Annotated in this window: 23 protein-coding genes, 1 tRNA gene and 2 pseudogenes; 18 read left to right on the forward strand and 8 right to left on the reverse strand. The window is 71.1% G+C overall.

Features of this window, described 5'->3' with window-relative positions:
- Window positions 1–89 precede the first annotated feature (89 nt).
- The 5 genes from E5082_RS27825 (at window position 90) to E5082_RS27845 (ending at window position 5,553) form a co-directional block, all read left to right on the forward strand.
- Window positions 90–1,484 carry an amino acid permease gene (locus E5082_RS27825; RefSeq protein ID WP_135794006.1) on the forward strand — a complete coding sequence of 465 codons (1,395 nt, stop codon included), beginning with the start codon at window positions 90–92 and terminating at the stop codon, window positions 1,482–1,484.
- A 129-nt stretch (window positions 1,485–1,613) separates the two neighbouring features.
- On the forward strand, window positions 1,614–2,501 hold the full coding sequence (locus E5082_RS27830) for an alpha/beta hydrolase (RefSeq protein WP_135794007.1): 888 nt from the start codon (window positions 1,614–1,616) through the stop codon (window positions 2,499–2,501).
- A 147-nt stretch (window positions 2,502–2,648) separates the two neighbouring features.
- Window positions 2,649–3,668, forward strand: a complete 1,020-nt coding sequence (locus E5082_RS27835; protein WP_135794008.1) for a sugar ABC transporter substrate-binding protein — start codon at window positions 2,649–2,651, stop codon at window positions 3,666–3,668.
- Window positions 3,668–4,732: an ABC transporter permease gene (locus E5082_RS27840; RefSeq protein WP_167514158.1), complete on the forward strand. Its 1,065-nt coding sequence runs from the start codon at window positions 3,668–3,670 to the stop codon at window positions 4,730–4,732. The genes E5082_RS27835 and E5082_RS27840 overlap by 1 nt, the downstream gene beginning before the upstream one ends.
- Window positions 4,733–4,737: 5 nt before the next feature.
- Window positions 4,738–5,553 carry an ATP-binding cassette domain-containing protein gene (locus E5082_RS27845; protein WP_229918974.1) on the forward strand — a complete coding sequence of 272 codons (816 nt, stop codon included), beginning with the start codon at window positions 4,738–4,740 and terminating at the stop codon, window positions 5,551–5,553.
- Between the two features lie 7 nt (window positions 5,554–5,560).
- Here E5082_RS27845 and E5082_RS27850 read toward each other — a convergent pair whose 3' ends face one another.
- On the reverse strand, window positions 5,561–6,589 hold the full coding sequence (locus tag E5082_RS27850; RefSeq protein ID WP_190045397.1) for an alcohol dehydrogenase catalytic domain-containing protein: 1,029 nt from the start codon (window positions 6,587–6,589) through the stop codon (window positions 5,561–5,563).
- A 122-nt stretch (window positions 6,590–6,711) separates the two neighbouring features.
- Between E5082_RS27850 and E5082_RS27855 the strand changes: the two genes are divergently transcribed.
- Window positions 6,712–7,581: a helix-turn-helix transcriptional regulator gene (locus E5082_RS27855; protein ID WP_135794010.1), complete on the forward strand. Its 870-nt coding sequence runs from the start codon at window positions 6,712–6,714 to the stop codon at window positions 7,579–7,581.
- Entirely contained in the window at window positions 7,578–8,123 is a 546-nt protein-coding gene (locus tag E5082_RS27860; RefSeq protein ID WP_135794011.1) for an AAA family ATPase, read from the forward strand. Before E5082_RS27855 ends, E5082_RS27860 begins: the two co-directional genes overlap by 4 nt.
- Window positions 8,124–8,160: 37 nt before the next feature.
- On the opposite strand, the gene E5082_RS27865 is transcribed toward E5082_RS27860, so the two are convergent.
- Window positions 8,161–9,165: a Gfo/Idh/MocA family protein gene (locus tag E5082_RS27865; protein ID WP_135794012.1), complete on the reverse strand. Its 1,005-nt coding sequence runs from the start codon at window positions 9,163–9,165 to the stop codon at window positions 8,161–8,163.
- A 43-nt stretch (window positions 9,166–9,208) separates the two neighbouring features.
- Window positions 9,209–10,369, reverse strand: coding sequence for a Gfo/Idh/MocA family protein (locus E5082_RS27870; RefSeq protein ID WP_135794039.1), 1,161 nt, complete (start codon window positions 10,367–10,369; stop codon window positions 9,209–9,211).
- Window positions 10,370–10,510: 141 nt separating this feature from the next.
- Between E5082_RS27870 and E5082_RS27875 the strand changes: the two genes are divergently transcribed.
- Both E5082_RS27875 and E5082_RS27880 read left to right on the forward strand, forming a co-directional pair.
- Window positions 10,511–11,029 carry a hypothetical protein gene (locus E5082_RS27875; protein WP_135794013.1) on the forward strand — a complete coding sequence of 173 codons (519 nt, stop codon included), beginning with the start codon at window positions 10,511–10,513 and terminating at the stop codon, window positions 11,027–11,029.
- A 68-nt stretch (window positions 11,030–11,097) separates the two neighbouring features.
- A tRNA-Pro gene (locus E5082_RS27880) sits at window positions 11,098–11,171 on the forward strand.
- Between the two features lie 273 nt (window positions 11,172–11,444).
- Here E5082_RS27880 and E5082_RS27885 read toward each other — a convergent pair.
- The 3 genes and pseudogenes from E5082_RS27885 to E5082_RS27895 form a co-directional block, all read right to left on the reverse strand.
- The gene (locus tag E5082_RS27885; protein WP_135794014.1) at window positions 11,445–12,317 is read right to left on the reverse strand and encodes a haloalkane dehalogenase; all 873 of its coding nucleotides are present in this window, start codon (window positions 12,315–12,317) and stop codon (window positions 11,445–11,447) included.
- 32 nt (window positions 12,318–12,349) lie between these two features.
- Window positions 12,350–12,753, reverse strand: a pseudogene (locus E5082_RS27890) (pyridoxamine 5'-phosphate oxidase family protein).
- Entirely contained in the window at window positions 12,750–13,442 is a 693-nt protein-coding gene (locus E5082_RS27895; RefSeq protein WP_135794015.1) for an NAD(P)-dependent oxidoreductase, read from the reverse strand. Before E5082_RS27895 ends, E5082_RS27890 begins: the two are co-directional and overlap by 4 nt.
- Before the next feature lie 76 nt (window positions 13,443–13,518).
- Here E5082_RS27895 and E5082_RS27900 point away from each other — a divergent pair, with 76 nt between their 5' ends.
- The 9 genes from E5082_RS27900 to E5082_RS27935 all read left to right on the forward strand — a co-directional run bounded on the left by E5082_RS27900 (window position 13,519) and on the right by E5082_RS27935 (window position 22,330).
- Entirely contained in the window at window positions 13,519–14,229 is a 711-nt protein-coding gene (locus tag E5082_RS27900; RefSeq protein WP_135794016.1) for a TetR/AcrR family transcriptional regulator, read from the forward strand.
- A 262-nt stretch (window positions 14,230–14,491) separates the two neighbouring features.
- Entirely contained in the window at window positions 14,492–15,706 is a 1,215-nt protein-coding gene (locus tag E5082_RS27905; RefSeq protein WP_135794017.1) for a helix-turn-helix domain-containing protein, read from the forward strand.
- Window positions 15,707–15,831: 125 nt separating this feature from the next.
- Window positions 15,832–16,248 carry an ATP-binding protein gene (locus E5082_RS27910; RefSeq protein ID WP_135794018.1) on the forward strand — a complete coding sequence of 139 codons (417 nt, stop codon included), beginning with the start codon at window positions 15,832–15,834 and terminating at the stop codon, window positions 16,246–16,248.
- On the forward strand, window positions 16,245–16,406 hold the full coding sequence (locus E5082_RS32505; protein ID WP_167514159.1) for a hypothetical protein: 162 nt from the start codon (window positions 16,245–16,247) through the stop codon (window positions 16,404–16,406). The genes E5082_RS27910 and E5082_RS32505 overlap by 4 nt, the downstream gene beginning before the upstream one ends.
- Before the next feature lie 589 nt (window positions 16,407–16,995).
- The gene (locus E5082_RS27915; RefSeq protein ID WP_373310111.1) at window positions 16,996–18,438 is read left to right on the forward strand and encodes a family 2B encapsulin nanocompartment shell protein; all 1,443 of its coding nucleotides are present in this window, start codon (window positions 16,996–16,998) and stop codon (window positions 18,436–18,438) included.
- Between the two features lie 4 nt (window positions 18,439–18,442).
- Window positions 18,443–19,507, forward strand: coding sequence for a family 2 encapsulin nanocompartment cargo protein terpene cyclase (locus E5082_RS27920; RefSeq protein WP_268255645.1), 1,065 nt, complete (start codon window positions 18,443–18,445; stop codon window positions 19,505–19,507).
- A gap of 67 nt (window positions 19,508–19,574) precedes the next feature.
- Window positions 19,575–20,453 carry a geranyl diphosphate 2-C-methyltransferase gene (locus E5082_RS27925; RefSeq protein WP_229918973.1) on the forward strand — a complete coding sequence of 293 codons (879 nt, stop codon included), beginning with the start codon at window positions 19,575–19,577 and terminating at the stop codon, window positions 20,451–20,453.
- Between the two features lie 174 nt (window positions 20,454–20,627).
- Complete coding sequence (locus tag E5082_RS27930) at window positions 20,628–21,287, forward strand: HEAT repeat domain-containing protein (RefSeq protein WP_135794021.1); 660 nt, start codon at window positions 20,628–20,630, stop codon at window positions 21,285–21,287.
- An 11-nt stretch (window positions 21,288–21,298) separates the two neighbouring features.
- Window positions 21,299–22,330: a MerR family transcriptional regulator gene (locus E5082_RS27935; RefSeq protein ID WP_135794022.1), complete on the forward strand. Its 1,032-nt coding sequence runs from the start codon at window positions 21,299–21,301 to the stop codon at window positions 22,328–22,330.
- Between the two features lie 22 nt (window positions 22,331–22,352).
- Here the strand turns inward: E5082_RS27935 and E5082_RS27940 are convergent, their stop codons facing one another.
- A complete protein-coding gene (locus E5082_RS27940; protein WP_135794023.1) occupies window positions 22,353–23,273 on the reverse strand; it encodes a CDP-diacylglycerol diphosphatase in 921 nt (306 codons plus the stop codon).
- A 207-nt stretch (window positions 23,274–23,480) separates the two neighbouring features.
- Window positions 23,481–23,597, reverse strand: a pseudogene (locus E5082_RS27945) (IS5/IS1182 family transposase); the annotation flags it as partial.

Here is a 23,597-nt window from a genome sequence, read left to right on the forward strand (position 1 = left end):
CCGTTCACCTGGCCTTTTCTCGTGAGCCAGGTCACCGCCCGTCCCCCCTCTGTGCCGGTCACGGCCAGTTCCGCGAGAGGTAACCCCCCATGCAGGTCACCGGGACCGCCACGACGCAGGCCGCGACGGGTCCCCTCGGCGCCCCGGCCGAGGAACCGGGCGGCAGCGCGACCAAGCACGCCCGCCGCTTCGGGCTGCCCGTGGCGACCGCCCTGGTCATGGGCAACATCATCGGCGGAGGCATCTTCCTGCTCCCCGCCTCCGTCGCCCCCTACGGCACGGTCAGCCTGGTCGCCCTCGGCGTCCTCACCGTCGGCGCCATCACGCTCGCCCTGGTCTTCGGCCGGCTCGCCCAGCGCGACCCGCGCACCGGCGGCCCGTACGTCTACGCCCGCGAGGCGTTCGGTGACTTCGCCGGGTTCCTCGCGGCCTGGGCCTACTGGATCACCACCTGGGTGTCCAACGCGGCGCTCGCCGTCGCCGCCGTGGGCTACCTCGACGTATTGATCCCGGTCAGCCACCACCGCTGGACCGCGTGCCTCGCGGCCCTGGTCATCCAGTGGCTCCCGGCCCTCGCCAACTTCGCGGGCACCCGCTGGGTGGGCGCCGTGCAGCTCGTCTCCACGGTGCTGAAGTTCGTACCGCTGCTGCTCGTGGCGGTCGGCGGGCTGTTCTTCTTCGACCCGCACAAGATGGGCCCGTTCAACGCGGGCGGGGGCAGCCCGATCGGCGCGATCTCCGCGTCCGCCGCGCTGCTGCTGTACTCCTACCTCGGCGTGGAGTCCGCCGCCGTCAGCGCGGGCGAGGTCCGCGACGCCCGTCGCAACGTCGGCCGGGCCACCGTGATCGGCACCGCCGGCGCCGCGCTCGTCTACCTGCTCGGCACCGTCTCCGTCTTCGGCACCGTCGCCCACAACAGCCTGGTCAAGTCGACCGCGCCCTTCTCCGACGCCGTGAACGCCATGTTCGGCGGCACCTGGGGCGGCTGGGCCGTGGCGCTGGCCGCGCTGGTCTCGATGACCGGCTGCCTCAACGGCTGGACCCTGCTCAGCGCCCAGACCCCGTACGCCGCCGCGCGCGACGGGCTCTTCCCGGCCGCCTTCACCCGGCGCCGGCGCGGGGTGCCGACCGTGGGCGTCGGTGTGACGGTCGTCCTCTCCTCGCTGCTGACCGTCTACAACTTCATGGCGGGCTCGGCACACGTCTTCGAGGTCCTGGTGCTGGTCACCACCTTCACCGCGACCGTGCCGTACCTGCTGGCCACGGCCGCGCAGCTCCACCACCTCGCCTCCGGCCGCCGCGACGAGGTCGACGGCCGCAGGCTGGTGCGCGACGCGGTGATCGCCGCCGTCGCCGCGGGCTTCTCCATCTGGCTGGTCGCGGGCGCGGGATACGCGGCGGTCTACCAGGGCGTGCTGTTCCTGTTCGTCGGCATCCTGGTCTACGCCGTGATGGCCGGACGGCGGCGCCGCGCCGAAGGCTGATCCACTCCCCCCGAGCCCGGCGGCCTCCCCCCAGGGGCCGCCGGGCTTCGGCGTCCCCGCCACACGCACAAGCGGAACACCTCCTACCGCTGGTGCCGGTGATCTTCGGCTGCGTACGGTGGCCCACCGATGACCGGTCTCACGGGCAGGAGTGATCAGACGGTGCAGCCGACGTTCGTACTGGTGCATGGCGCCTTCGCCAACTCCTTCTGCTTCGCGCCGCTCCAGGCCGAGCTGGGCCTGCTCGGGCACCGCTCGGTCGCCGTCGACCTGCCCGGCCACGGCTTCGCCGCCACGTGTCCGCACGCCTACCAGGCACCGCAGGACCCCGAAGGACTCGCCGCCGCGCCCGGTGTGATGAAGGGCATCACGCTCGCCGACAACGTGGCCCAGCTGATCGGGGTGCTGGAGCGGGCCAGGGCGAACGGTCCCGTCCTTCTCGTCGCGCACAGCCGGGGCGGCATCACCGCCACCGCCGCCGCCAACGCGCGGCCGGACCTGATCGACCGGCTGGTGTACGTCTCGGCCTGGGCGCCGGTCGAGCTGGAACCCGGCCAGTACTACGCCGAGCCGGAGATGGCGACGGTCGACCCCGCCTCGCTCGCCAGCGCCCTGGTCGGAAACCCGGCCGAACTGGGCCTGCTCCGCGTCAACTTCCGCACCGCGGACCCGGAAGCCCTCGCCACGTTCAAGGCCGCCTTCTTCGCGGACGGCACCGACGACGAGTTCCTCGTCTTCCTCAGCACCTTCCAGCCCGACGAGAGCCTGGACACGGGCACCCCGGCCGACCGCGCCCGGGCGGAGACCTGGGGCCGCGTACCGAGGACCTACGTCCGCCTGGCCGACGACGCGAGCCTGCCGCCCGCCCTTCAGGACCGGCTCATCCGCGAGGGCGACGCGCTGACCCCGGACAACCCCTACGACGTACGCACGCTCGCGGGCAGCCATCTGAAGTGGCTGGTCGACCCGGCACCGGCCGCCCGCGTCCTCGGTGAACTCGCCGCTCTCACCGGCTGACCGGGGAAACACCCCTTTGTGCCGACGACCCGGCCGCCCCCGGCCGTCATGTCTGGACAAACCATTGACACCGGACCCGGCAGGGGCTTGTATCCCGTCCCGACGCAACAGCGCTCACCCTCCCCAGCACAGTGAGGTGCAGGACAGATGGACCGCTCTTCTCGCTCGCGCTCGCGCCGACTGGCCCCCGTCGTCGCGGTGGCCGCCGCCGCGGCCCTCACCCTCGCCGGCTGCTCCAGCGACTCCGGCGGGAAGAAGGCGGCGGAGGGCGGGTCGGGGGCACCGGCCGGCAAGGCCGGCACTCCCCGGATGACGGTCGCCCTGGTCACCCACCAGGCACCCGGCGACACCTTCTGGGACATCGTCCGCAAGGGCGCCGAGGCCGCCGCCGCCAAGGACAACATCAAGCTCGTCTACTCCGCCGACCCCAGCGCGGGCACCCAGGCCAACCTGGTGCAGAACGCCGTCGACCAGAAGGTCGACGGCATCGCGCTCACCCTGGCCAAGCCCGGCGCGATGAAGGACGTCGTCGCCAGGGCGAACCTGGCGAAGATACCCGTGGTCGGCCTCAACTCCGGGCTCAGCGACTGGAAGAAGCTCGGACTGCTCCAGTTCTTCGGGCAGGACGAGAGCGTCGCGGGCGAGGCGCTCGGCAAGAAGCTGAACGAGGTCGGCGCCAAGAGGATCGTCTGTGTGATCCACGAGCAGGGCAACGTCGGTCTCACCCAGCGCTGCGACGGGGTGAGGAAGACCTTCTCCGGCAAGACCGAGACGCTGTACGTCAACGGCACCGACCGGCCCTCCGTGCAGTCCACCATCACCGCCAAGCTGAAGCAGGACAGCTCCCTCGACCATGTCGTCACCCTCGGCGCGCCCTTCGCGCTGACCGCCGTGCAGTCCGTCGCCGACGCGGGCGGCAAGGCCAAGGTCGCCACCTTCGACCTCAACAAGGACCTCACCGGCGCCGTCAAGAAGGGCACCATCGAGTTCGCCGTCGACCAGCAGCCGTACCTCCAGGGCTACCTGGCCGTGGATTCGCTGTGGCTGTACAAGAACAACGGCAACTACAGCGGCGGCGGCGAGCAGCCGGTGCTCACCGGTCCGGCCTTCGTGGACAAGTCCAACGTGGACCGGGTCGCCGAGTTCGCGGCGAAGGGCACCCGCTGATGAGCACTGCCCAGCGGACGGAACCGGCCTCCGGGCCGCCCCCGGTGTCCGGCCCGGTGCGGGGCGCCGGGCGCCCGCTCGCGCTGCGGCTGGTGGCCCGGCCCGAAGTGGGCGTCTTCCTGGGCGCCTTGGCGGTCATGGTGTTCTTCCTCGTCGCGGCGCCCACGCTGCGCCAGGGCGACTCGATGGCCACCGTGCTCTACCAGTGCTCCACCATCGGGCTGATGGCGCTGCCGGTCGCCCTGCTGATGATCGGCGGGGAGTTCGACCTGTCCTCCGGTGTCGCCGTCATCACCTCGGCGCTCACCGCGAGCATGCTCAGCTACCAACTGACGGTGAACGTCTGGACCGGCGTCCTCGTCTCCCTCGTCCTGTCCCTGGCCATCGGCGCGTTCAACGGCTGGATGGTGGTGCGCACCGGGCTGCCCAGCTTCCTCGTCACCCTCGGCACCTTCCTGATCCTCCAGGGCGTCAACCTCGCGGTCACCAAGCTGGTCACCGGCAATGTCGCCACCGACGACATCAGCGACATGGACGGCTTCGGGCAGGCCAAGGCGGTCTTCGCGTCCTCGGTCGACATCGGTGGCGTCCAGGTGAAGATCACCGTCTTCTACTGGCTGGCCTTCGCCGCGCTCGCCACCTGGGTGCTGCTGCGCACCAAGTACGGCAACTGGATCTTCGCCGTCGGCGGCAGCAAGGAGAGCGCCCGCGCGGTCGGTGTCCGGGTGGACTTCACCAAGATCACGCTGTTCATGCTGGTGAGCTTCGGCGCGTGGTTCGTCGGGATGCACAACCTGTTCGCCTTCAACACCGTGCAGTCCGGCGAGGGTGTGGGCCAGGAGCTGATCTACATCGCGGCCGCGGTGATCGGCGGCTGTCTGCTCACCGGCGGCTCGGGCTCCGCGATCGGGCCCGTCTTCGGGGCCTTCATGTTCGGCATGGTCAACCAGGGGATCGTCTTCGCGGGCTGGAACCCCGACTGGTTCAAGGCGTTCCTCGGCGTGATGCTGCTCGGCGCCGTCCTGATCAATCTGTGGGTCCAGCGCACGGCGACCCGGAGGTGAGTGAGATGACCGACCAGAGCACCGCCCCGCTGGTGGAGTTGCGTGACGCGGGCAAGTCGTACGGCAATGTACGCGCCCTGCACGGCGTCGACCTGACCGTGCACGCGGGCCGGGTCACCTGTGTGCTCGGCGACAACGGTGCGGGCAAGTCCACCCTGATCAAAATCATTTCGGGCCTGCACCGGCACACCGAAGGCGAGTTCCTGGTGGACGGCGAGCCGGTGCGGTTCGACAGCCCGCGCGACGCCCTCGCCAAGGGAATCGCCGCCGTCTACCAGGACCTCGCCACCATCCCGCTGATGCCGGTCTGGCGGAACTTCTTCCTCGGCTCGGAACTCACCAAGGGACCCTGGCCGTTGCGCCGACTGGACATCGCCCGGATGAAGGAGACCGCCGACCGCGAACTCCGGGAGATGGGCATCGCCCTGGACGACCTGGAACAGCCCATCGGCACCCTCTCCGGCGGCCAGCGGCAGTGCGTGGCCATCGCCCGCGCCGTCCACTTCGGCGCCCGCGTGCTGATCCTGGACGAGCCGACCGCCGCGCTCGGCGTCAAGCAGTCCGGGGTGGTCCTCAAGTACATCGCCGCCGCCCGCGACCGGGGTCTCGGGGTCATCTTCATCACCCACAACCCCCACCACGCCTACATGGTCGGCGACCACTTCAGCGTCCTGCGCCTCGGTACGCTCGAACTCAGCGCGGCACGGGGGGACATCACGCTGGAGGACCTGACCAACCACATGGCGGGCGGCGCGGAACTCGCGGCGCTCAAGCATGAGCTGGCTCAGGTGCGGGGGGTGGACGTGGCGGAGCTGCCGTGACGCCGGCTCATGGGTGGATGAGCGCCTTGAGGACCCGGCGTTCGGCCATGGCCCGGTAGGCGTCGGGTGCCTGGTCAAGGGCGAACCGGCGGTCGAAGACACGGCCGGGGTCGATCGTGCCGTCCAGGACGTCGGGCAGCAGGTGCTCGATGTAGGCGCGGGCGGGGCTCGCTCCGCCGGTCAGGGTGATGTTGCGCCGGAACTCCGTCCGTCCGAGGGGCCCTTGCTCGTACTGGGGTACGCCGAGGCGGCTGATCACGCCGCCGTCCAGGACCGTACCGAGGGCGGTGTCGAGGGCCTCACGGGTGCCGACGGCCTCGATCACCTTGCCGACTCCGCCGGTGAGGTCGCGGATGCGGGCGACACCCTCCGCGCCGCGCTCGGCGACGACGTCGGTGGCGCCGAACTCCTTGCCCAGGTCCGTACGTTGTCCGTGACGGCCGGCGAGGACGATCCGCTCGGCGCCCAGCCGCCTGGCGGCGATCACCGCGCAGAGCCCGACCGCGCCGTCCCCGATGACCAGCACCGTGTCACCGCGTCCGACGCCCGCGGTGACCGCGCCGTGGTGGCCGGTGGTCATCACGTCCGAGAGGGCCAGCAGCGAGGGCACCAGGGCGGAGTCGGCGGCCACGGGCAGCTTCACCAGGGTGCCGTCCGCGTAGGGGACGCGGACCGCTTCGCCCTGGCCGCCGTCGACGCCGTCGAAACCGTACCGGCCGCCGGCGCGGCATGCGATGTGCAGGCCCCTGGCGCAGTAGTCGCAGGTGTTGTCGCAATAGGTGAAGGGGGCGACGACCAGGTCGCCCGCCTGCAGCCCGGTCACCTCCGCGCCGGTCTCCTCGACCACGCCGAGGAACTCGTGGCCCATGGGGCGACCGTTGTCGGTGGCGGGCATCGAGCCGTAGGGCCACAGGTCGCTGCCGCAGACGCACGCGGCGACCGTCCGGATCACGGCGTCGGTGGGCTCGGCGATCTTCGGGTCGGGCCGGTCCTCGACGCGGACGTCTCCGGCTCCGTACATCACTGCTGCACGCATGAGTGCTCCTTGGGGAGGGGGACTCCACCTTCACCCGGTCGCCGTCCGGGTGGCAGGGCGGGATCTTCGGGGGTAACGACAGGGCCCCTCTCGTACGCGCCGCGCCGGGGGAGACTGGGGGAATGGCATCAGACAGCGAGAGCGCCGAACTGGGCCGCTTCCTGCGCGCCCGCCGCACCCGGACCAGCCCCCAGCACGTCGGCCTCACCGTCGGCCCCGGCATCCGCCGTACCCCCGGCCTGCGCCGCGAGGAGCTCGCCACGCTCGCCGGCATCAGCATCGACTACTACGTACGCCTGGAACGCGGCAAGGAGACCCGGCCCGGCCCCGCCGTGCTCGACTCGCTGGCGCGTGCCCTGCGCATGGGCGACCAGGAGCACCACCACCTGCGCGAACTCGCCGCCCGTGCCGCCCGCTACACCCCCGGGCCGCCGCCCGCACCCAGCCGCACGGTACGCCCGCACCTCAAGCTGCTGCTCGAATCGCTGCGCCCGTACCCGGCCTACGTGATCAGCCGCAGCATGGACCTGCTCGCCTGGAACCCCGGCGGCCTCGCCCTCTACGCGGGCATCGCCGACTGGCCCGCCACCCAGCGCAACCTCGCCCGCTACTTCTTCCTGCACCCCGCGTCCCGCGACCTCTTCACCGACTGGGAGCAGCAGATCGCCGGCTGCGTCTCCCGCCTGCGCGCCGTCGCCGGAACCGCCCCGGACGCCCCCGATCTCACCCGGCTCGTCGGTGAACTCCTTCTCAAGAGCCCGGAGTTCGCCGGTCTGTGGGAGCGCTACGAGGTCACCCGGCGCAAACCCGCCACCAAGACGTTCCACCACCCCCAGGTCGGCACTCTCACCCTCACCTCCCAGGTCCTGCATGTCGAAGCCACCCCCGGCCAGCGCGTCGGCGTCTACACCGCCGAACCCGGCACCCCCGAACACGACGCGCTCCTCCTGCTCGACATGACCGCGCCCCAGCACGCGCATGCCTCGTCATGACGGCCGGCACCGAAGAAACCCGGCTGATCGTCATCCGGGGCAACAGCGCCTCGGGCAAGTCCTCGATCGCGGCCGGGCTCCGTCAACGGTTCGGCCGCAACCTCGCCGTCGTCGGCCAGGACAACCTCCGCCGGGACGTACTCCGCGAACACGACCGCCCCGGCGCCGCCAACATCGGCCTGATCGGTCTGACGGCCCGCTACGCGCTGGACGCGGGATTCCACACGGTCGTCGAGGGCATCCTCTACGCCGACCGCTACGCCACGATGCTGACGGACCTCGTACGCGAGCACCGGGGCGTGTCCCGCTGCTACTACCTGGACGTGCCACTCACCGAGACCGTCGCCCGGCACGCGACGAAGGGCGACGCGGCCTATCTGGCCCAGGTCACCGACGACCACCTGCGCGACTGGTACCGCGAACGGGACCTGCTCCCCGGCGGACTCGAGACCGTCATCGACGCGAGCAGTGCCCTGGCGGACACGGTGACGCGCATCATGCGCGAATCCGGGCTGGACCGGATACCGCCCGTCGACCGCTGAGGCTTCGACTCCGCCGCCGCAGACCGTGCCTGAGCCCTCAGCCGGTGCGGACCTCCGTCAGGGTCACCGGCCGGTGTTCGCGCAGCGAAAGCGTGCACGCCTCCGCGATCCAGCCCGCCTCCAGTGCCTCCTCGACAGTGCAGGGGGAGTGCCGGGTACCGGCCACCACCTCGGTGAAGGCGGTGAGTTCGGCGCGGTAGGCGTCGGTGAAGCGGTCCATGAAGAAGTCGTGCGGGGTGCCCGAGGGGAAGGTGACGCCGGGCTCCGCCGAGCGGAGCGGCAGCCGGTCGTCCAGACCCACCGCGAGGGAGTCCGCGAACCCGAGCAGCTCCATCCGCACGTCGTGACCCCGGGCGTTGTGGCGGGAGTTGGAGACCACCGCGATCGTGCCGTCATCCAGCGTGAGGACCGCGCTCGTGGTGTCGGCGTCGCCCGCCTCCCCGATGTACGCGGCCCCCCGGTTGCCGCCCACCGCGTACACCTCGGTCACCTCGCGGCCGGTCACCCAGCGGATCATGTCGAAATCGTGCACGGAGCAGTCGCGGAAGATGCCACCGGACGCGGCGACGTACGCGGCGGGCGGCGGCGCCGGGTCAAGCGTGGTGGAGCGCACCGTGTGCAGTTTGCCCAGCTCGCCGGAGCGGACGGCGGCGCGGGCGGCCATGAAGCCGGCGTCGAAACGGCGGTTGAAGCCGATCTGGACCGGCACCCCGCTCTCCCGCACGCCGTCCAGCACCGCCACGCCCTCCGCGATGGTGCGGGCCACCGGCTTCTCGCAGAACACCGGCACGCCCGCCGCGACCCCGGCCCGGATCAGCGCCGGGTGGGCGTCGGTGGCGGCCGCGATCACCAGGCCGTCCACCCCGCCTGCCAGCAGCGCCTCGGGGGAGTCCGCGACCTGGGCCCCGTACCGTTCGGCGGCCGCCTTCGCCGCGTCCGCGACCGGGTCGGCGACGACGAGGGAGGTGACGGCGTCCAGCGCGGACAGGGTTTCCGTGTGGAAGGCGCCGATGCGGCCGAGGCCGAGAATTCCGATACGCATGTGCTCGAGTGCTCCTCGCGTGTGCTGGGACAGGGGCCGCGCTTCAGCTCACCGGCAGATCGACCCACCCCCGGCTCTCTGCCGACACCGCCATCGCGTCCAGCACACCGGCCGCACGCACCGCGTCCGCGAGCGTGGCGCCGTACGGCTTGTTCTCCGCGACCGAGCGGAGGAAGCGGTACGCCTCGATGACCTTGAGGTCGTCGTACCCCATCGCGTTGGCCGCGCCGGGCTGGAACGCGGCGAACTCGCCGTCGCCCGGGCCGACGTACACCGTGCTCACCGGCTGGTCCTGGTACAACCCGCCCCGGCTGACGCGGAGTTCGTTCATCCGGCGGAAGTCCCAGGACACCGCGCCCTCGGTGCCGTGCGCCTCGAAGCCGTAGTTGTTCTGCTCGCCGACCGACACCCGGCACGCCTCCAGCACGCCACGGGCGCCCGAGGCGAAGCGCAGCAGACAGCTCACGTAGTCCTCGTTCTCCACCGGGCCCCGCTCGCCGCCCGCTGCGAGGGTGTGCCCGGCGGTCGCGCCGGTGGGCCGCGAGCGCTCCGGGACGAACACCGCCGTGTCGGCGGCCAGCGACGCGATGTCCCCGAGCAGGAAGTACGCGAGGTCGGCGCCGTGCGAGGCCAGGTCGCCCAGCACTCCGCTGCCGCCCCGACTCCGCTCGTACCGCCAGGTCAGGGCGCCATCGGGGTGCGCGGCGTAGTCGCTGAGCAGCCGGATGCGGGCATGTGTGATCCGGCCGAGCCCGCCGGAGGCGATCAGCTCGCGGGCGGACTCCACGGCGGGCGCGTTGCGGTAGTTGAACCCGACCGCGGCCTGGACACCGGCCGCGGCGACCGCGTCCGCGACCGCGCGGGCGTCCGCCCCGCTCAGCCCGACCGGCTTCTCGATCCAGAGGTGCTTGCCCGCCTCCGCCATCGCCACGCCGATCTCGCGGTGCAGGAAGTTGGGCGCGGTGATGCTGACCGCGCGCACGCGGGGGTCGGCGGCGACCTCGCGCCAGTCGCGGGTGGCGGTGGCGAAGCCGTACTGCGCGGCCGCCTCCTGCGCGAGACCCGGTACCTCCTCGGCGACCGTCACCAGCTCGGGGCGCAGGGGGAGCCGGGGGTAGTGGTGCGGGAGGCGGGCGTACGCCCGGGTGTGCACCCGGCCCATCCAGCCGAAACCGACGACGGCGACACCCAGCGCATCCACGATGACAGCCCTTCCCGGGACCAGATCCACATCTGCCGGGCCCCACCTTTGTGCGGACAAATACCGGGTGTCAACCCTGGTGCGCAGCCCCGACCGGTGCACACCGGCGTGCGGGGGCGTGGGGAGCGGGTGATCGTGGGAGGCATGGCTGCTGACCCGACCGCGGAGACCGGCCCACCCCGGCCGCGGCGCTCCACCCGCGAATCCGTCCTGTTCGGCGGGGTGTACGGCGCCGTCCTGGCCAGCTCCCTGGTCGCCGCGCTCACCCAGCACGGGCACAGCTCGGCGGCCAGCCGGCGCTACGACGCGCTGTGGGTGCTGGTCACCGCGTTCGCGTCCGCCTTCGCCCACGGCTACGCCCACCACATCGCCGAACGCGGCCCCCGGCGCCGGGGCGAGGTGCTGCGCGCCCTCCGCGACGAGTGGCCGCTCGTCGCGGCCGTCCTGCCGACCGTGTTCCTGCTGGCCGGGGCGGGGTGGGGGTGGTGGCCGCCCGGGGAGGTCGAGTACCCCGCCCTCTACCTCAACATCGCCATCCTCTTCGCCCTCGGCGTCCTCACCGCCCGCTGGGCCTCCCGCCGCTGGCCCTCCGCCCTCCTCATCGGTCTCGCCGACGCCCTCCTCGGCTTCGTCGTCGTCATCGCCAACGCCCTCATCAAGTGACCGGGCACCGGCGCGGGTGCGGTAGGGTTGACCTGCGTGATCACGCGGAACACTCCGCCGGATCACCTCGGGACGTGGCGCAGCTTGGTAGCGCACTTGACTGGGGGTCAAGGGGTCGCAGGTTCAAATCCTGTCGTCCCGACTTTTCGAAGTCGCAGGTCAGGGGCTGTTTCAGAGGATATCTGAAGCGGCCCCTTGATCATTCCTGGGGACCGCTTGGGAACCGGTGCGTATTGAAGGGGCTGTGGCGCACCTTGACCCGGTCGAGGTGCGCTGCGTGGAGGCTTCGAGCGGGGAGGGCGACGCCGGCGCGTAGTTCGCGCACGTCCGGGACGGGATGTGGTTGTAGAGGGTTGCCGGGGTCGGGCAGGAGGTCGCGGGCGGCGCGGATCGGCACCGCCGTGACCGAGGACGCCTACGGGCGTGCCAGCCCGTGACGGTCGGCCCAGTCGTTGATCGCCGAGGCCAGCTCCTCGGGGCGGTCCTCCGGGGAGTGGTGGCCGGCCAGGCCGTGGCGGGAGACCTCCAGGCACGCGATGTTCTCCTCGCACCAGGCCACGGTCCCCTGGTCGGTCATCGAGCCCGGTCCCGGCTCGAACGCGGCGAGCAGTTTGGGGACTTCGGGGCTGGCGGCCAGCCAGGCGTCGTACCGCTCGATGCGGGCCACGACGTCGGCGGGCTCGGCGTCCAGCGGCATCATGCGCGTCCACGCCAGTACCGGGCGGCGGCTGTGCGGGGTCGGGAAGGGGCGGCGGTAGACATCCAGGTCGGCAGGGTCGAGCGGGGTGACGAGTGTGTCCGGGAGCCCCTCGATGAACAGCGACTTCTCCAGGATCATCTCCTCGCCTACCCCGGGGGTGCGTAGGAGAGCGAACAACTTCCGCCCGGCTTCCGGGAATTCGTCGCCGACCAGCGGCTTGATGATGGTCTCCGTGAAGGCGAGGCCGCGGACGGTGCCCGGGAGGCGGGCGGCGCGGTCGAAAGCGAGCGCGCCGCCCCAGTCATGGCCGACGAGGACGGCGTCGGCAAGGCCGAGGGCGTCGAACCATGCGTCGAGGTAGCGGGCGTGGTCGTCGAAGGAGTAGGCGAGGTCGGGCTTGCCCGAGTCACCCATGCCGATGAGGTCGGGGGCCAGAAGGCGGCGGCCGGGCGCGGCCACCCCAGGCAGGACGTTCCGCCACAGGTGGGAGGAGGTGGGGTTGCCGTGAAGGAAGACGAAGGGCAGCCCGTCGGGGTCGCCGGACTCGCGGTAGTAGAGGGTGGAATCGAGGACGGGGAGGGTGGGCATGGCGGTGTCACTCCGCTTTCGGTACCGGGGATTCAGAGGTTGAGGTCCAGGACGCGGTCGACGGCGATCTCGACGACACCAGGTCCAGCGGGGTGGGCGGGTCCGCGCGGTAGCGGACGGTATAGCGGCGGACCGCCTCGGCCAGATGAGCGGGGGCATGGGTGACGGCGGCCCGGCCTTCGAGTGTGATCCAGCGGATGCCCTCCGCCTGACAGAGCGCTACACGGGCCGCCGGCCCGGCCGCCTTCACGTTCCGGGCCTTGCGGGACCCCGCCCGGGTGGTCACCCGGACCAGGCCGGTGGCCGCGTCGAAGGTGAAGCGGACGGGGGTGACGTGCGGAGTGCCGTCGGGACGGAGGGTGGTGAGGGTGGCCGTGTGCGGGAGAGTGAGGAACGCTCGTGTGACGGACGAAAGTTGGAAGGTGGGGCGGCTCACTTCTTCTTCACGCCCTCGTTCCAGACCAGCTTGGCGATGTTCGGCTTCACGGCCGTGGTGATGACGCCCATGGCCGTACGGACGTACCGCCGCTCCGTCATTTCGCGCAGCATGCTCGCGGCGAGGTCGGCACGGGCGGTGAAGACGCCGTCGGCGCTGGTCTCGGCAGTGTGGTAGTCCGTGACGACGGGGTGCTCGAACAGGCCCGAAGGCCGGACGAAGGTCCAGTCGAGGCCCGTCTGACGGATCACGGCCTCCATACGGCGCATGTCCTCGTGGAGGGTACGGCCGAGACGTCGGTTCACCAGCGGGTCGAGCACATGGTTGAAGAAATGCGCGCCGGTAGGGCGCCAGTTCGGGTCGGCGACGCTGGAGCTGACGGCGAGCAGCCGCTTGATGCCGTGGCGGGCCATGGCCCCGGTGATGACGGTGGCGCTCGCGGAGTACGTGGTGATGGTCCCCTTGCTGAAGCGCGCGCCCAGCGCGGAGAGGACGGCGTCCGTGCCGTCGATCGCGGCGTCGACAGCCGCCGGGTCGGTGGCGTCGGCGACGGCCACGGCAAGGCCGGGCCGCGCGGACAGGGAGCCGGGTCTGCGGGTCACGGCGACGACCTCGTGGCCGGCGGCAAGGGCCTGTTCGATGAGGCGGCGGCCGGTCGGTCCGTTGGCGCCGAAGACTGCGATACGCACGGTGTCGGGTCATCCCTTCGTGGGGTAGCGGGAACGCCCTTGACTGTGCTGCTCACTCAACGCAGGCTCAATGCTGATGAATAACGCCTTACCTGCCCCCGCCCGCACCCGAGGCCGCCCCCGCGGCAACCCGCCGACCCGTGAGTCGATCGTCTCGGCGGCCCGTTCGCTGTTCCTGGAGCACGGCTACCGGAGCACCACCCTGCGCGCGGTGGCGGGGGCCGTCGGAGTCGACCCGGCGCTGATCGTGTACCACTTCGGCTCGAAAAAGGGCCTGTTCGCGGACGTGATGCAGTTCCAGTGCGCCAATGCGCTGGCGAGGGACGAGGTCCTCGGCGGCGATCCGGCCACCCTCCCCGACCGCCTGATCGACGCGGTGACCGGCCTGTGGGAGGACGCCGACTTCCAGCAGCTCACCACCCAGGGCGACGAAGCCGCCGAGGTGATCCGCGAATACCTGGAACGCGAGCTGCTGGCCCGGCTTGTTGAATTTCTCGGCGGCCGGGACGCGACCGCCCGCGCCACGGCCGTAGTGACGATCCTCGGCGGCCTCATCTACACCCGCTACCTCAACCCCCTCCCCACCCCCGCCGCCCTCACCCCGTCCGAGATCCGTCACAGCCTGACCCCGGCGCTGCGCGCGGTACTGGCCCCGAGGCTATGCGCCGCGGCGCACGCCACTGCCGACCGTCGGGGCTCGCCCACCTCGGGCGGAGGCGCCGTCCGCCGGGGCGGCTTCACAGCGGATGGCCGCCGACGAGCTGCCGCCCGTGGCCAGGACGAGTGAGCAATTCCGGGCAGCGGCAACGGAATCCGCGCTGCATCTCCCTGCCCACACCGCCCGGCTTCAAGACCGCGAACTTGCCGCCAGTGTGCTGGAGTGGCTGCTGACGCACCGGAATGCGGCAGCAGCACGGGCGGCGCTCGATGCGCTTCAGGACCGGCTGAGCCGCCATCTCCGAGGGCTCTACGCGGACGGCCCTGCCTAGCGCGCGAACGGTGGCGCCATCAGCACCCTGTCCTGCGCACGGCGGGCGTACCGTGGCAGCGTGGCGAACGAAGACCTGGGGAAGACTCTGCGCCGCCTGCGCCGTCTGGCCTCCCTCACCCAAGAAGAGCTGGCCGAGCGCTCCGGCGTATCCGTTGACGTGATCCGTCAGCTCGAACAGGGCCGGAAGCATTCGGCGCGTCTGCCCACGCTGCACGCCCTGGCGAATGGTCTCGGTGTGGAGCTGACCACGCTTCTCGGGGACCCGCCTGCCGTGTCCACCTCCGGGGAGAACGACGGTCCCCGCTTCGTGGCGGTGCGCCGTGCCATCATGCCCGCGCTTTGGGGACCGGCGCCCGAGCCGCCCGGGCCCGACTTCTCCATGAACAGCCTGCGTGAGGAGATCGCGGACGGCTGGACGCAGTACCACTCTGCCGAGTTCGACCCGGTGATGAAGGCGCTGCCGGACCTGATCTCGGATGCGCGCTCCGCCACCGCATTCGGCAGCGACGACGCGCGCAGGGCCGGTTTCGCCGCTCTGGGGAAGGCACTTCAGCTCGCCGGGCACGTAGCCGTACGGATGGGCAAGACAGACCTCGCTCTGATCAGCCTCGAACGCGCCATAGACGCTGCCGGACAGTCTTCCGATCCGCTGCTACTGCCAATGATCGTCAACTCCACGGCGTGGACGTACCAGCGGCAAGGCCGTCTGGAAGACGCGTTGGGTATCGCCCTCCGGGCCGCCGCCGACATGGCGAACGCGGGCCATACGGATACGGCCGATGGTCTGAGGGTGTGGGGTGCGCTGACCATGAGCGCCGCCACATCCGCCGCGCGCAGCGGCGACTACGAGCGCGCAGCCGCGATGATGGAGACGGCCGAGAAGGAAGCCGCCCGCGTCTCGAAGTTGCCGGACGGCGGAGACAACCGCATGGTCAGCGTCTTCAGCCCGTCGTCGGTCCGCATCGAACGCGTCCGGCTCGCCGTGCAGTACGGGCACCCGCAAGAGGCCCTGGCTCTGGCAAAGGGGATGCGGCTCAGCAAGGACACGCCTCCGTCGTGGCGCACCTGGCTGCTGCTGGACGTGGCCCGAGCACACACGGACACTGGGGATGCGGCCGGAGCGGTGAAGACCCTGGAGTCCCTGCGTCGTGTGGCGCCGACGTGGATGCAGCACCACACCTTGGCCGTGGCGATCGTGCGCGACCTGTGGGCGCTCCCCAATCACCCTCCCGGCCTGCGATCGTTGGCGGAGTTCCTGGGGATCTGCGAATAGCGTGGTGAAAGTGGGACGTTGCGCCCCTGTCAGCGTTCCAGGCATGTCGCTTACATGAGCGGACAGCGCCCCGGCGGCCGTGCGACCGGCCCCGGGGCTGGCCGATCTGAAGGAAGCAGACCGACATGCCGCAACCTACAACCCGCGCCCGCCAGACCGGGCACCCCGGGTACAGCGAGACCCTGCCGAGGCAGCCCGAGAGCGCAGCCACCGCGCGGCGCCTGCTTCGTGCTGCCTGTGCCGTCTGGGGGCTGGACGCATTGGCCGAGGACGGGGCGCTGATCGTCTCCGAGTTGGTGGCCAACGCCGTGCAGCACGCCCGGCGGGAGTCCATCCGGGTTGTCATCGATCGCCCCGACGCCGCGCGGGTGCGTGTCGGCGTCGCCGATCTCTCCCGGGCGCGGCCGGTGCAGCAAGAAGCCGACGAAAACAACGAGGGCGGGCGTGGTCTGCGTCTCGTGGCGGCGCTGGCCGCCGACTGGGGCACCGACGAACGGCGCTGGGGCAAGATCGTGTGGGCAGACCTGGAGGGGCGCGGGTGACCACGGGAGAGGCCCCCGCCCGCAGCGCGGCGCGCGCCCATCTGTCGCAGTTGATCGAGCTGTTCGGTACGGACGGATGCCTGCGGATCAGTACGGCCCCTGCTGAACCCGGGCCGCCCGCCGTCGGCGGAGAGGCCGAGGACCACGAGCAGAACTGACCGCCCCAAGGCGCGGCGAAGCCCCGGTCGGTGAACTCCACCGAGCCGGGGCTGCGTCGTCTGACGGTCGTCTACTGGGGGTCAAGGGGTCGCAGGTTCAAATCCTGTCGTCCCGGCTTTACGAAGTCGCTGGTGAGGGCCGGGTACGGAGAAATCCGCAACCGGCCCCCGTCCGTTGTCGGGGGGCCAGTTGGGGACCGAGCCTTGACCCGGCTCAGCGGGTCGTGACGCTCGGGCTGGCAGGGAGCAGACGCAGCGTCGCCAACGAGCCCGCGCGCTCGCCCTTGCCGATGAAGGCCCCCGCCACGACGCCCCCTCCACGCTCCGCGGCGGAAGACCGGCGCGTGATCACTGGCGCTACCCCGAGTGCTTCCAACAGCAGGTTTGCGCAACGCCAAGATCGAATCCGCCCCCTGCGCGCTGTATCCGTAGATCACGCGCGCTGGTTCGCTTGGCACAGCACACCGGTATCCGGAGCACCACCGGCCGATCCGTTCACCGTCGCCCGCAGTGTTCTCCGGCGCCGTCATCCGCCACCGTCCGCCACAGCCGTTCGCCGCCACCTGCTCACCTCTGTGATGGGAGGAAAGTGTCCACACCGGACATCGTCACCGCTTCCGCCGTCGACGGGCCCGAACCCGGCCCCCCGGCCGGCAGGCCGGCCACCAGCCTGGGCACCCGGGCGGCCCGCCAGCTCGCCACCACCACCAAGTCGCGACCGCAGATGCAGGGCATCTCCTCGCGGTGGCTGCTGAAGTCGCTGCCGTGGGTGGACGTGCGGGGCGGTACCTACCGGGTCAACCGACGCCTCCAACTGCGCACCGGCCGGGGGCGCGTGCACTTCGCGCAGAACGGCGCGGACGACATCCGGGTCGTCCCGCAGACGCTGACCGAGCTGCCGGTCCTGCGCGGTTACCCGGACCTCGACGTACTGCGGGAGCTGGCCTCCCGTTTCCGGCCGCGGGAGGTGCGGCCCGGACAGGTGCTGTTCGAGGCCGGGCAGCCGGTCACCGAGGTGTACCTGGTGGTGCACGGCCGCTTCACGCGGTACACGGCGGGCAAGTACGGGGAGGAGGAGATCCTCGGGGTCGTCACCGACGGCGGGCAGCTGGGGGACGAGGCGGTCGGGCAGTCCGACCCGCTGTGGCCGACCTCGGTCCGGGCGGAGACCGCCGGCGTCGTACTGGTGCTGCCCTGGGCGGCCGTGCGGGAGCTGACCGACCGGGTGCCGTCCCTCGACAGCCATCTGCGGGCGTACGCCGAGCGGGAGGCCAGGCCCATGAACCGCAAGGGCGAGGCCGAGGTGCCCGTCCAGGCCGGTCACGTGGGCGAGGAGACGCTGCGAGGCGGCTTCGTGGACTACGAACTCGCGCCCCGTGAATACGAGTTGTCGCTCACCCAGACCGTACTGCGGGTCCACACCCGCGTCGCCGACCTCTACAACGAGCCGATGGACCAGACCGCGGAGCAGTTGCGGCTGACCGTGGAGGAGATCCGCGAACGGCAGGAGTGGGAGCTGGTCAACAACCGCGAGTTCGGGCTGCTCCACAACATCGACTACGGCCAGCGGATCAGCACCCACAGCGGCGCGCCGACGCCGGACGACCTGGACGAGCTGCTGACGATGCGTCGCAGCACCAAGGTGTTCCTCGCGCATCCGAAGGCGATCGCGGCGTTCTTCCGGCAGTGCAACCGGCGCGGGCTGGTGCCGGGCACGGCGAACGTCGACGGGCGCGAGGTGCCGGCCTGGCGCGGTGTGCCCATCCTCCCGTGCGGCAAGATCCCCGTCGCCGAGGACCACACCAGCAGCATCATCGCGCTGCGCACCGGTGAGGCCAACCAAGGGGTCATCGGCCTGTACCAGACCGGCATCCCCGAGGAGTACCAGCCGGGTCTGAACGTGCGCTTCATGGGGATCGACCGCGCCGCGATCGTCAACTACCTCGTCACGGCCTACTACTCGCTCGCCATCCTCGTCCCCGACGCGGCGGGAGTCCTGGAGAACGTACAGATCGGCCGGACGGCCGAGTGACGGTCTGGAGCACGCCATGAGCACATCCACCGACTCCTACGCGCTGCCCGGCCCGCCCGACATCGCCCGGAGCCTGCGCCGGGAGCGGCGCACAGGGGTGGTCCCCGGACTGCACCACCGCCCGGCCGCACCCGCCGACCCGGTCAAGGCGGCCGAGATCGACCGCCGGCTGGAGACCTGGGCGCGCGGCCTGGACCTGTTCCCCGAAGCCTGGAAGGGCGACTTCTCGGGCTTCCAGTTCGGGCGGGCCGTCGCGCTCCAGCATCCGGGCGCCCTGGACCTGGACCGGCTGACGGTCGCGGGAAAGCTGCTGCCCGCGGAGAACGTCGTCGACTCCTGCTACTGCGAGGAGGACGAGGGCCGCGGCGGCGCGCGGCGCGGGCTCGGGGCCCGGCTGATCATGGCCCAGTCGGCGATCGACCCCTACCACGGCGTCCCGGAACTGGAAGAGGAGTGGCGTGCGGGCATGCGGGCCGACGGCCCCCTGCGCTCGTACCACTTCGCCCTCGCCGACTACGCCGGCTTCGCCACCTCCAGCCAGACGGACCGGTTCGTGCACGACATCGCCCGGCTGCACATGGGTTACCTCGCGGAGGCCGCCTGGGCCGAGACCCGGTACGTGCCCCAGGTCTGGGAGTACCTCGTGATGCGGCAGTTCAACAACTTCCGCCCCTGTCTGTCGATCGTCGACGCGGTGGACGGCTACGAACTGCCCGAGCAGATCTACGCCCGTCCCGAGATCCAGCGGGTCACCGCCCTGGCCTGCAACGCCACGACGATCGTCAACGACCTGTACTCCTTCACCAAGGAGCTGGCCGGCGACCCCGACCATCTCAATCTGCCCCAGGTGGTCGCGGCCAACGACCGGCGCGGACTGAAGGCCGCCTATCTGAAGTCCGTCGAGATCCACAACCGGATCATGGCGGCCTTCGAGGAGGAGTCGGCGCTCCTCTCCGCCGGCTCGCCCCTCGTGGAGCGCTACGTCCAGGGTCTCGCCGCCTGGGTGTCCGGCAACCACGAGTGGCATGCCACCAACACCCATCGCTACCACCTGCCGGACTACTGGTGACGGCCCCTCAAGGGCAACCGTCACCGCTGTCCCTGAACACCGTCACCTGTGCACCAAGGAGTCACCCTTGACGACCGTCCCCGCCCCGACCGCACCGGCCGTCGCCGTGCCGGCGCAGTCCACGTACCAGCACCGAGTCGCGGAGTACTGGAACGCCGAGGAGAACCCGGTCAACCTCGAACTCGGAAAGGTGGACGACCTCTACCACCACCACTACGGCATCGGTGCCGCCGACCTGTCGGTCCTCGACGAGCCCGACCCGGGCCGGCGCAGGGAGCGGATCACCGCCGAGTTGCACCGCCTGGAGCACGCCCAGGCCGAGCTGCTCGCCGCGCACCTCGGGCCGCTCTCCCCGGCCGACCGGGTCTTCGACGCGGGCTGCGGGCGCGGCGGCGGCAGCGTCACGGCACATCTGCGCTACGGCTGCCACGCCGACGGCGTCACCATCTCCGCCAAGCAGTGCGACTTCGCCAACGAGCAGGCCCGCGCCCGGGGCATCGACGCCAAGGTGCGCTACCACCACCGCAACATGCTCGACACCGGCTTCGAGACGGGCGCGTACGCGGCGTCGTGGAACAACGAGTCCACGATGTACGTCGAGCTGGACCTGCTCTTCGCCGAGCACGCCCGGCTGCTGCGCCGCGGCGGACGGTATGTGACGATCACCGGCTGCTACAACAACACCTACGGGCAGGCCTCGCGCGAGGTGTCACTGATCAACGCGCACTACATCTGCGACATCCATCCGCGCTCGGAGTACTTCAAGGCGATGGCCCGCAACCGCCTTGTGCCGGTCCACGTCGAGGACCTCACCGCGGCGACCATCCCCTACTGGGAACTGCGCAAGGAGGCGGACCACCTGGTCACGGGGATCGAGGACGCCTTCCTGGACGCCTACCGCAACGGCAGCTTCCAGTACCTGCTCATCGTGGTCGACCGGGTCTGACCCGACCGGTCCGGTACGGGGGCGGCGTCCACCGGGGCGCCGCCCCCGCGGACGTGCGGCTCCAGCGCCGCTGCGCCGCGTGTACCGACCCGTGCGCTGCCCGGAGCACGCCCGGCTTGACCCTGACACAGTGGGAGGGTTTCCACTGGGGTGCTGGAGGTGGTCCCCATCGACATGACCGCTCAGCACACTCATTTGGTCAAGGCCATGGGTGCCGAGGACACATCCGTTCGGCTTCAGGCGGCCATGGCGGTCGGTTCGCGTGCCGATCCCGTCTTCCTGGAGACGCTCGTCGAGCGCTGTGCCGTCGAGCCCGACTTCTTCGTGCGAGACATGCTTTCCTGGGCGTTGACGCGTCTGCCGTCCGACATCACCTTGCCTCGGCTCCACAAGGAACTGGGCTCCGAGTGCGGTCAGGCCCGTAGCCAGGCGTTGCACACGCTCTCCAAGGTCGACGACAAGAGCACGTGGGGCTGGATCACCCGTGACCTCCTGCGCGACGCCGACGACGAAGTGGCGCGGACCGCTTGGCGGGTGGCCGTCGTGCTCGTGCCCGACGGGGAGGAGCGGACCTTGGCCGACGAGCTGGTCCGACAGCTCGGGCGTGGTGATCGTGACATGCGGTTGAGCCTGAGCCGGGCACTCGTCGACCTCGGCGAGGAGAGCCGGCCCGCGCTGGCGGAGGCCGCCGAGCACCCGGACCCGGTCGTCGCGGCGCACGCACGGGCCACCGAGGTGCTGAGGCAGAACCCGGAGGCCGGTTTCGACGCGGCGGTCGAGGAAGCGAAGCGTACGGTCGTGCTCGGTCCGGAGCGCAGGGTGGCCGAGGCATAGGAGGGCGTACGTTGCTCATCGGGGAGGTGGCTCGGCGGTCCGGGGTGAGCGCGCGGATGCTGCGGCACTATGACGCCCTGGGTCTGGTGCGGCCGACCGGGCGGACCGTCGGCGGGTATCGCGAGTACTCGGCCGACGATGTCCGAAGGATCTTCCATGTCGAGAGCCTGCGGTCTCTCGGGCTGTCGCTCAAGCAGATCGGGCGCGCGCTGGAGGACCCGGCCTTCACGCCGTCCGCCCTGGTCGGCGACCTCATCCAGTGGACGGAGGACCGCCTGGCGCGCGAGCGGGAACTGCTCGAACGGCTTCGGGTGATCAATGCCTCCGCGCCCACCGGCTGGCAGGACGTCCTCCGCGTCGTCGAACTCATGCGGGAACTCGACTCGACCAGCGCCGCCCGCAGACAGCAGGCCGTCCTCACCCGGCCGGAGGGCGTGCCGGTTCCGGCGGAGCTGTTGGCCGGGGCGGTACTCACCGAGTCGGACCCCCATGTCGCGGGCGCGCTGCGCTGGGCCCTGGCCCGGACCGGCGACGACGGCGTGACGGCGCTGGCGGCCGCCGCGTGTTCCGAGGACGTCGACATCCGGCGGCGCGCGGTACTGGCGATCGCCGGGATGGCCGAGGTGCCGGGCGCGATTCGGGTGCTCACGGACCGGCTGGAGGACCCGGATGCCCTCGTCCGCCGACAGGCCGCCCTCGCGCTGGGCGGACACGGAGTGCCGGCGGCCGTGCCGACGCTCGTCCGCATGGTCGTGGAAGGAACCAACGACGTGGACGCGGCCGAAGCCCTGGGCACCCTCTCCCGGGACCCCACCTCCGCGACTCGCATCACGGGCCTCCTGGCCGAACAGCTGGCCGCCCCCACCGCCGACTCCGCGACCCGAATCCGTCTGATCCAGGCGCTCGTCGAACTGGAGGGAACCACCCCGCTGGAGATCCTGCGCCAACTCGCCCGCGACGAGGACCGCACGGTCGCCCTCGTCGCATCGGCCCTGGCGGGCGTGCTGGAGGAGCGGGCCGGCGAGGTGCTGGACGACCCGTAGTGGTCGCCCATGCACATGGGTGTCAGCTGTACACGAGCAGGTAGTCGCATGTGCTCGTGCCGTCGTGGATCGACGTGTCGCTGTTGAGGACGTAGAAGGCACCGGCGAACCCGGCGGCGGTCGTCTTCGGGACCACGATCATCGTCTGGTCGGCCATGTTCAGCGAGTTGGGGCGGACGACGTTCGTGTAGAGCAGGTTGAAGAGGTTGTCCCGGAGGTTGGGGAGCCGGAGGACGCGGTACACGCGGTCGCCCGCGGAGCCCGTGACCGCGGCCTGGTTGGCCGGGTTGGCCCACTGTGCGGGGGACGTGGCCATGCGGCCCTGCGATTCCAGTTCCTGGAGGCGCCGCTGCGTGCTCGCCCGGACGCCGGCCATGTGGATGTGGAGCTGGTTGTAGCGGCGGGCGCTCTGCGAGTTGATGCCCAGGCCGATGTTCGGGTACTGCACGGGGACGTCGCCGCCGCCGCGGGCGTTCTCCCACGCCTCGTGCCAGTAGTTCGGCGGCCCGCTGGTCACGAGAAACGGACATTCGATGCCCGTGACGCGGCACGACGGCAGCAGGAGATAGTTGTGCGTCGTCTCCGGCTTTCCGTGCAGCACGACGTAATTCGGGGTCATCTTCAGGCAGTCCGGCTTTGTCTGCGGCGGCGGGGGGACGATCCCGCTGGTGCAGTACTGGACGTCGTGCCACAGCGGGTCGTTGTCGGTGGGCCTGCCGCAGATGCCCTGGAGGCTGGTGGGCGGGCATGAGCTGGTGCCGCCCGGGGGAGGCGTGGTGGGGCACGAGTCGGGGGCCGGACCAGCGTCGACACCGCTCGCCGCCGCAGCGGGTGCGCCGACCGTCGCGGCCGCGCCCGTCAGGACCGTCGCGGCACCGAGGGCACCGGACAGCGCGACGAATTGACGCCGGGGGACTTCCTTCGCATTCTGCTGGTCAGGCATTTCGGTCTCCGATGGAGTGGGCACCGACGGGGGTTTTCGCAGAGTAAGTGCCGGAAATTGCCTTACGGTGATTCCACCCGTCGGCTGAATGAGTGAGCGTCCGGAATGACCACCGTGCGCGGCACCCGGGTCGCCGTGACCTGGACGCCGGCCCGGTTTCGCGTGGACGCCGGTGCCTTTCAGGTGTTGCCCCGGTTAGACGTCGTTTCATTTGGTGAGTCGTCGGTAGTTGATGAGGCTGGTGGCGATGGCTGTGAACGCGAGGAAGTGCTCGGGTTTCCGTTCGTAGCGCCGGTGCAGGCGGCGGCTGCCGGCAAGCCAGGA

The organism is Streptomyces griseoluteus (assembly GCF_004784465.1).
GTDB classification, from domain to species: domain Bacteria; phylum Actinomycetota; class Actinomycetes; order Streptomycetales; family Streptomycetaceae; genus Streptomyces; species Streptomyces griseoluteus.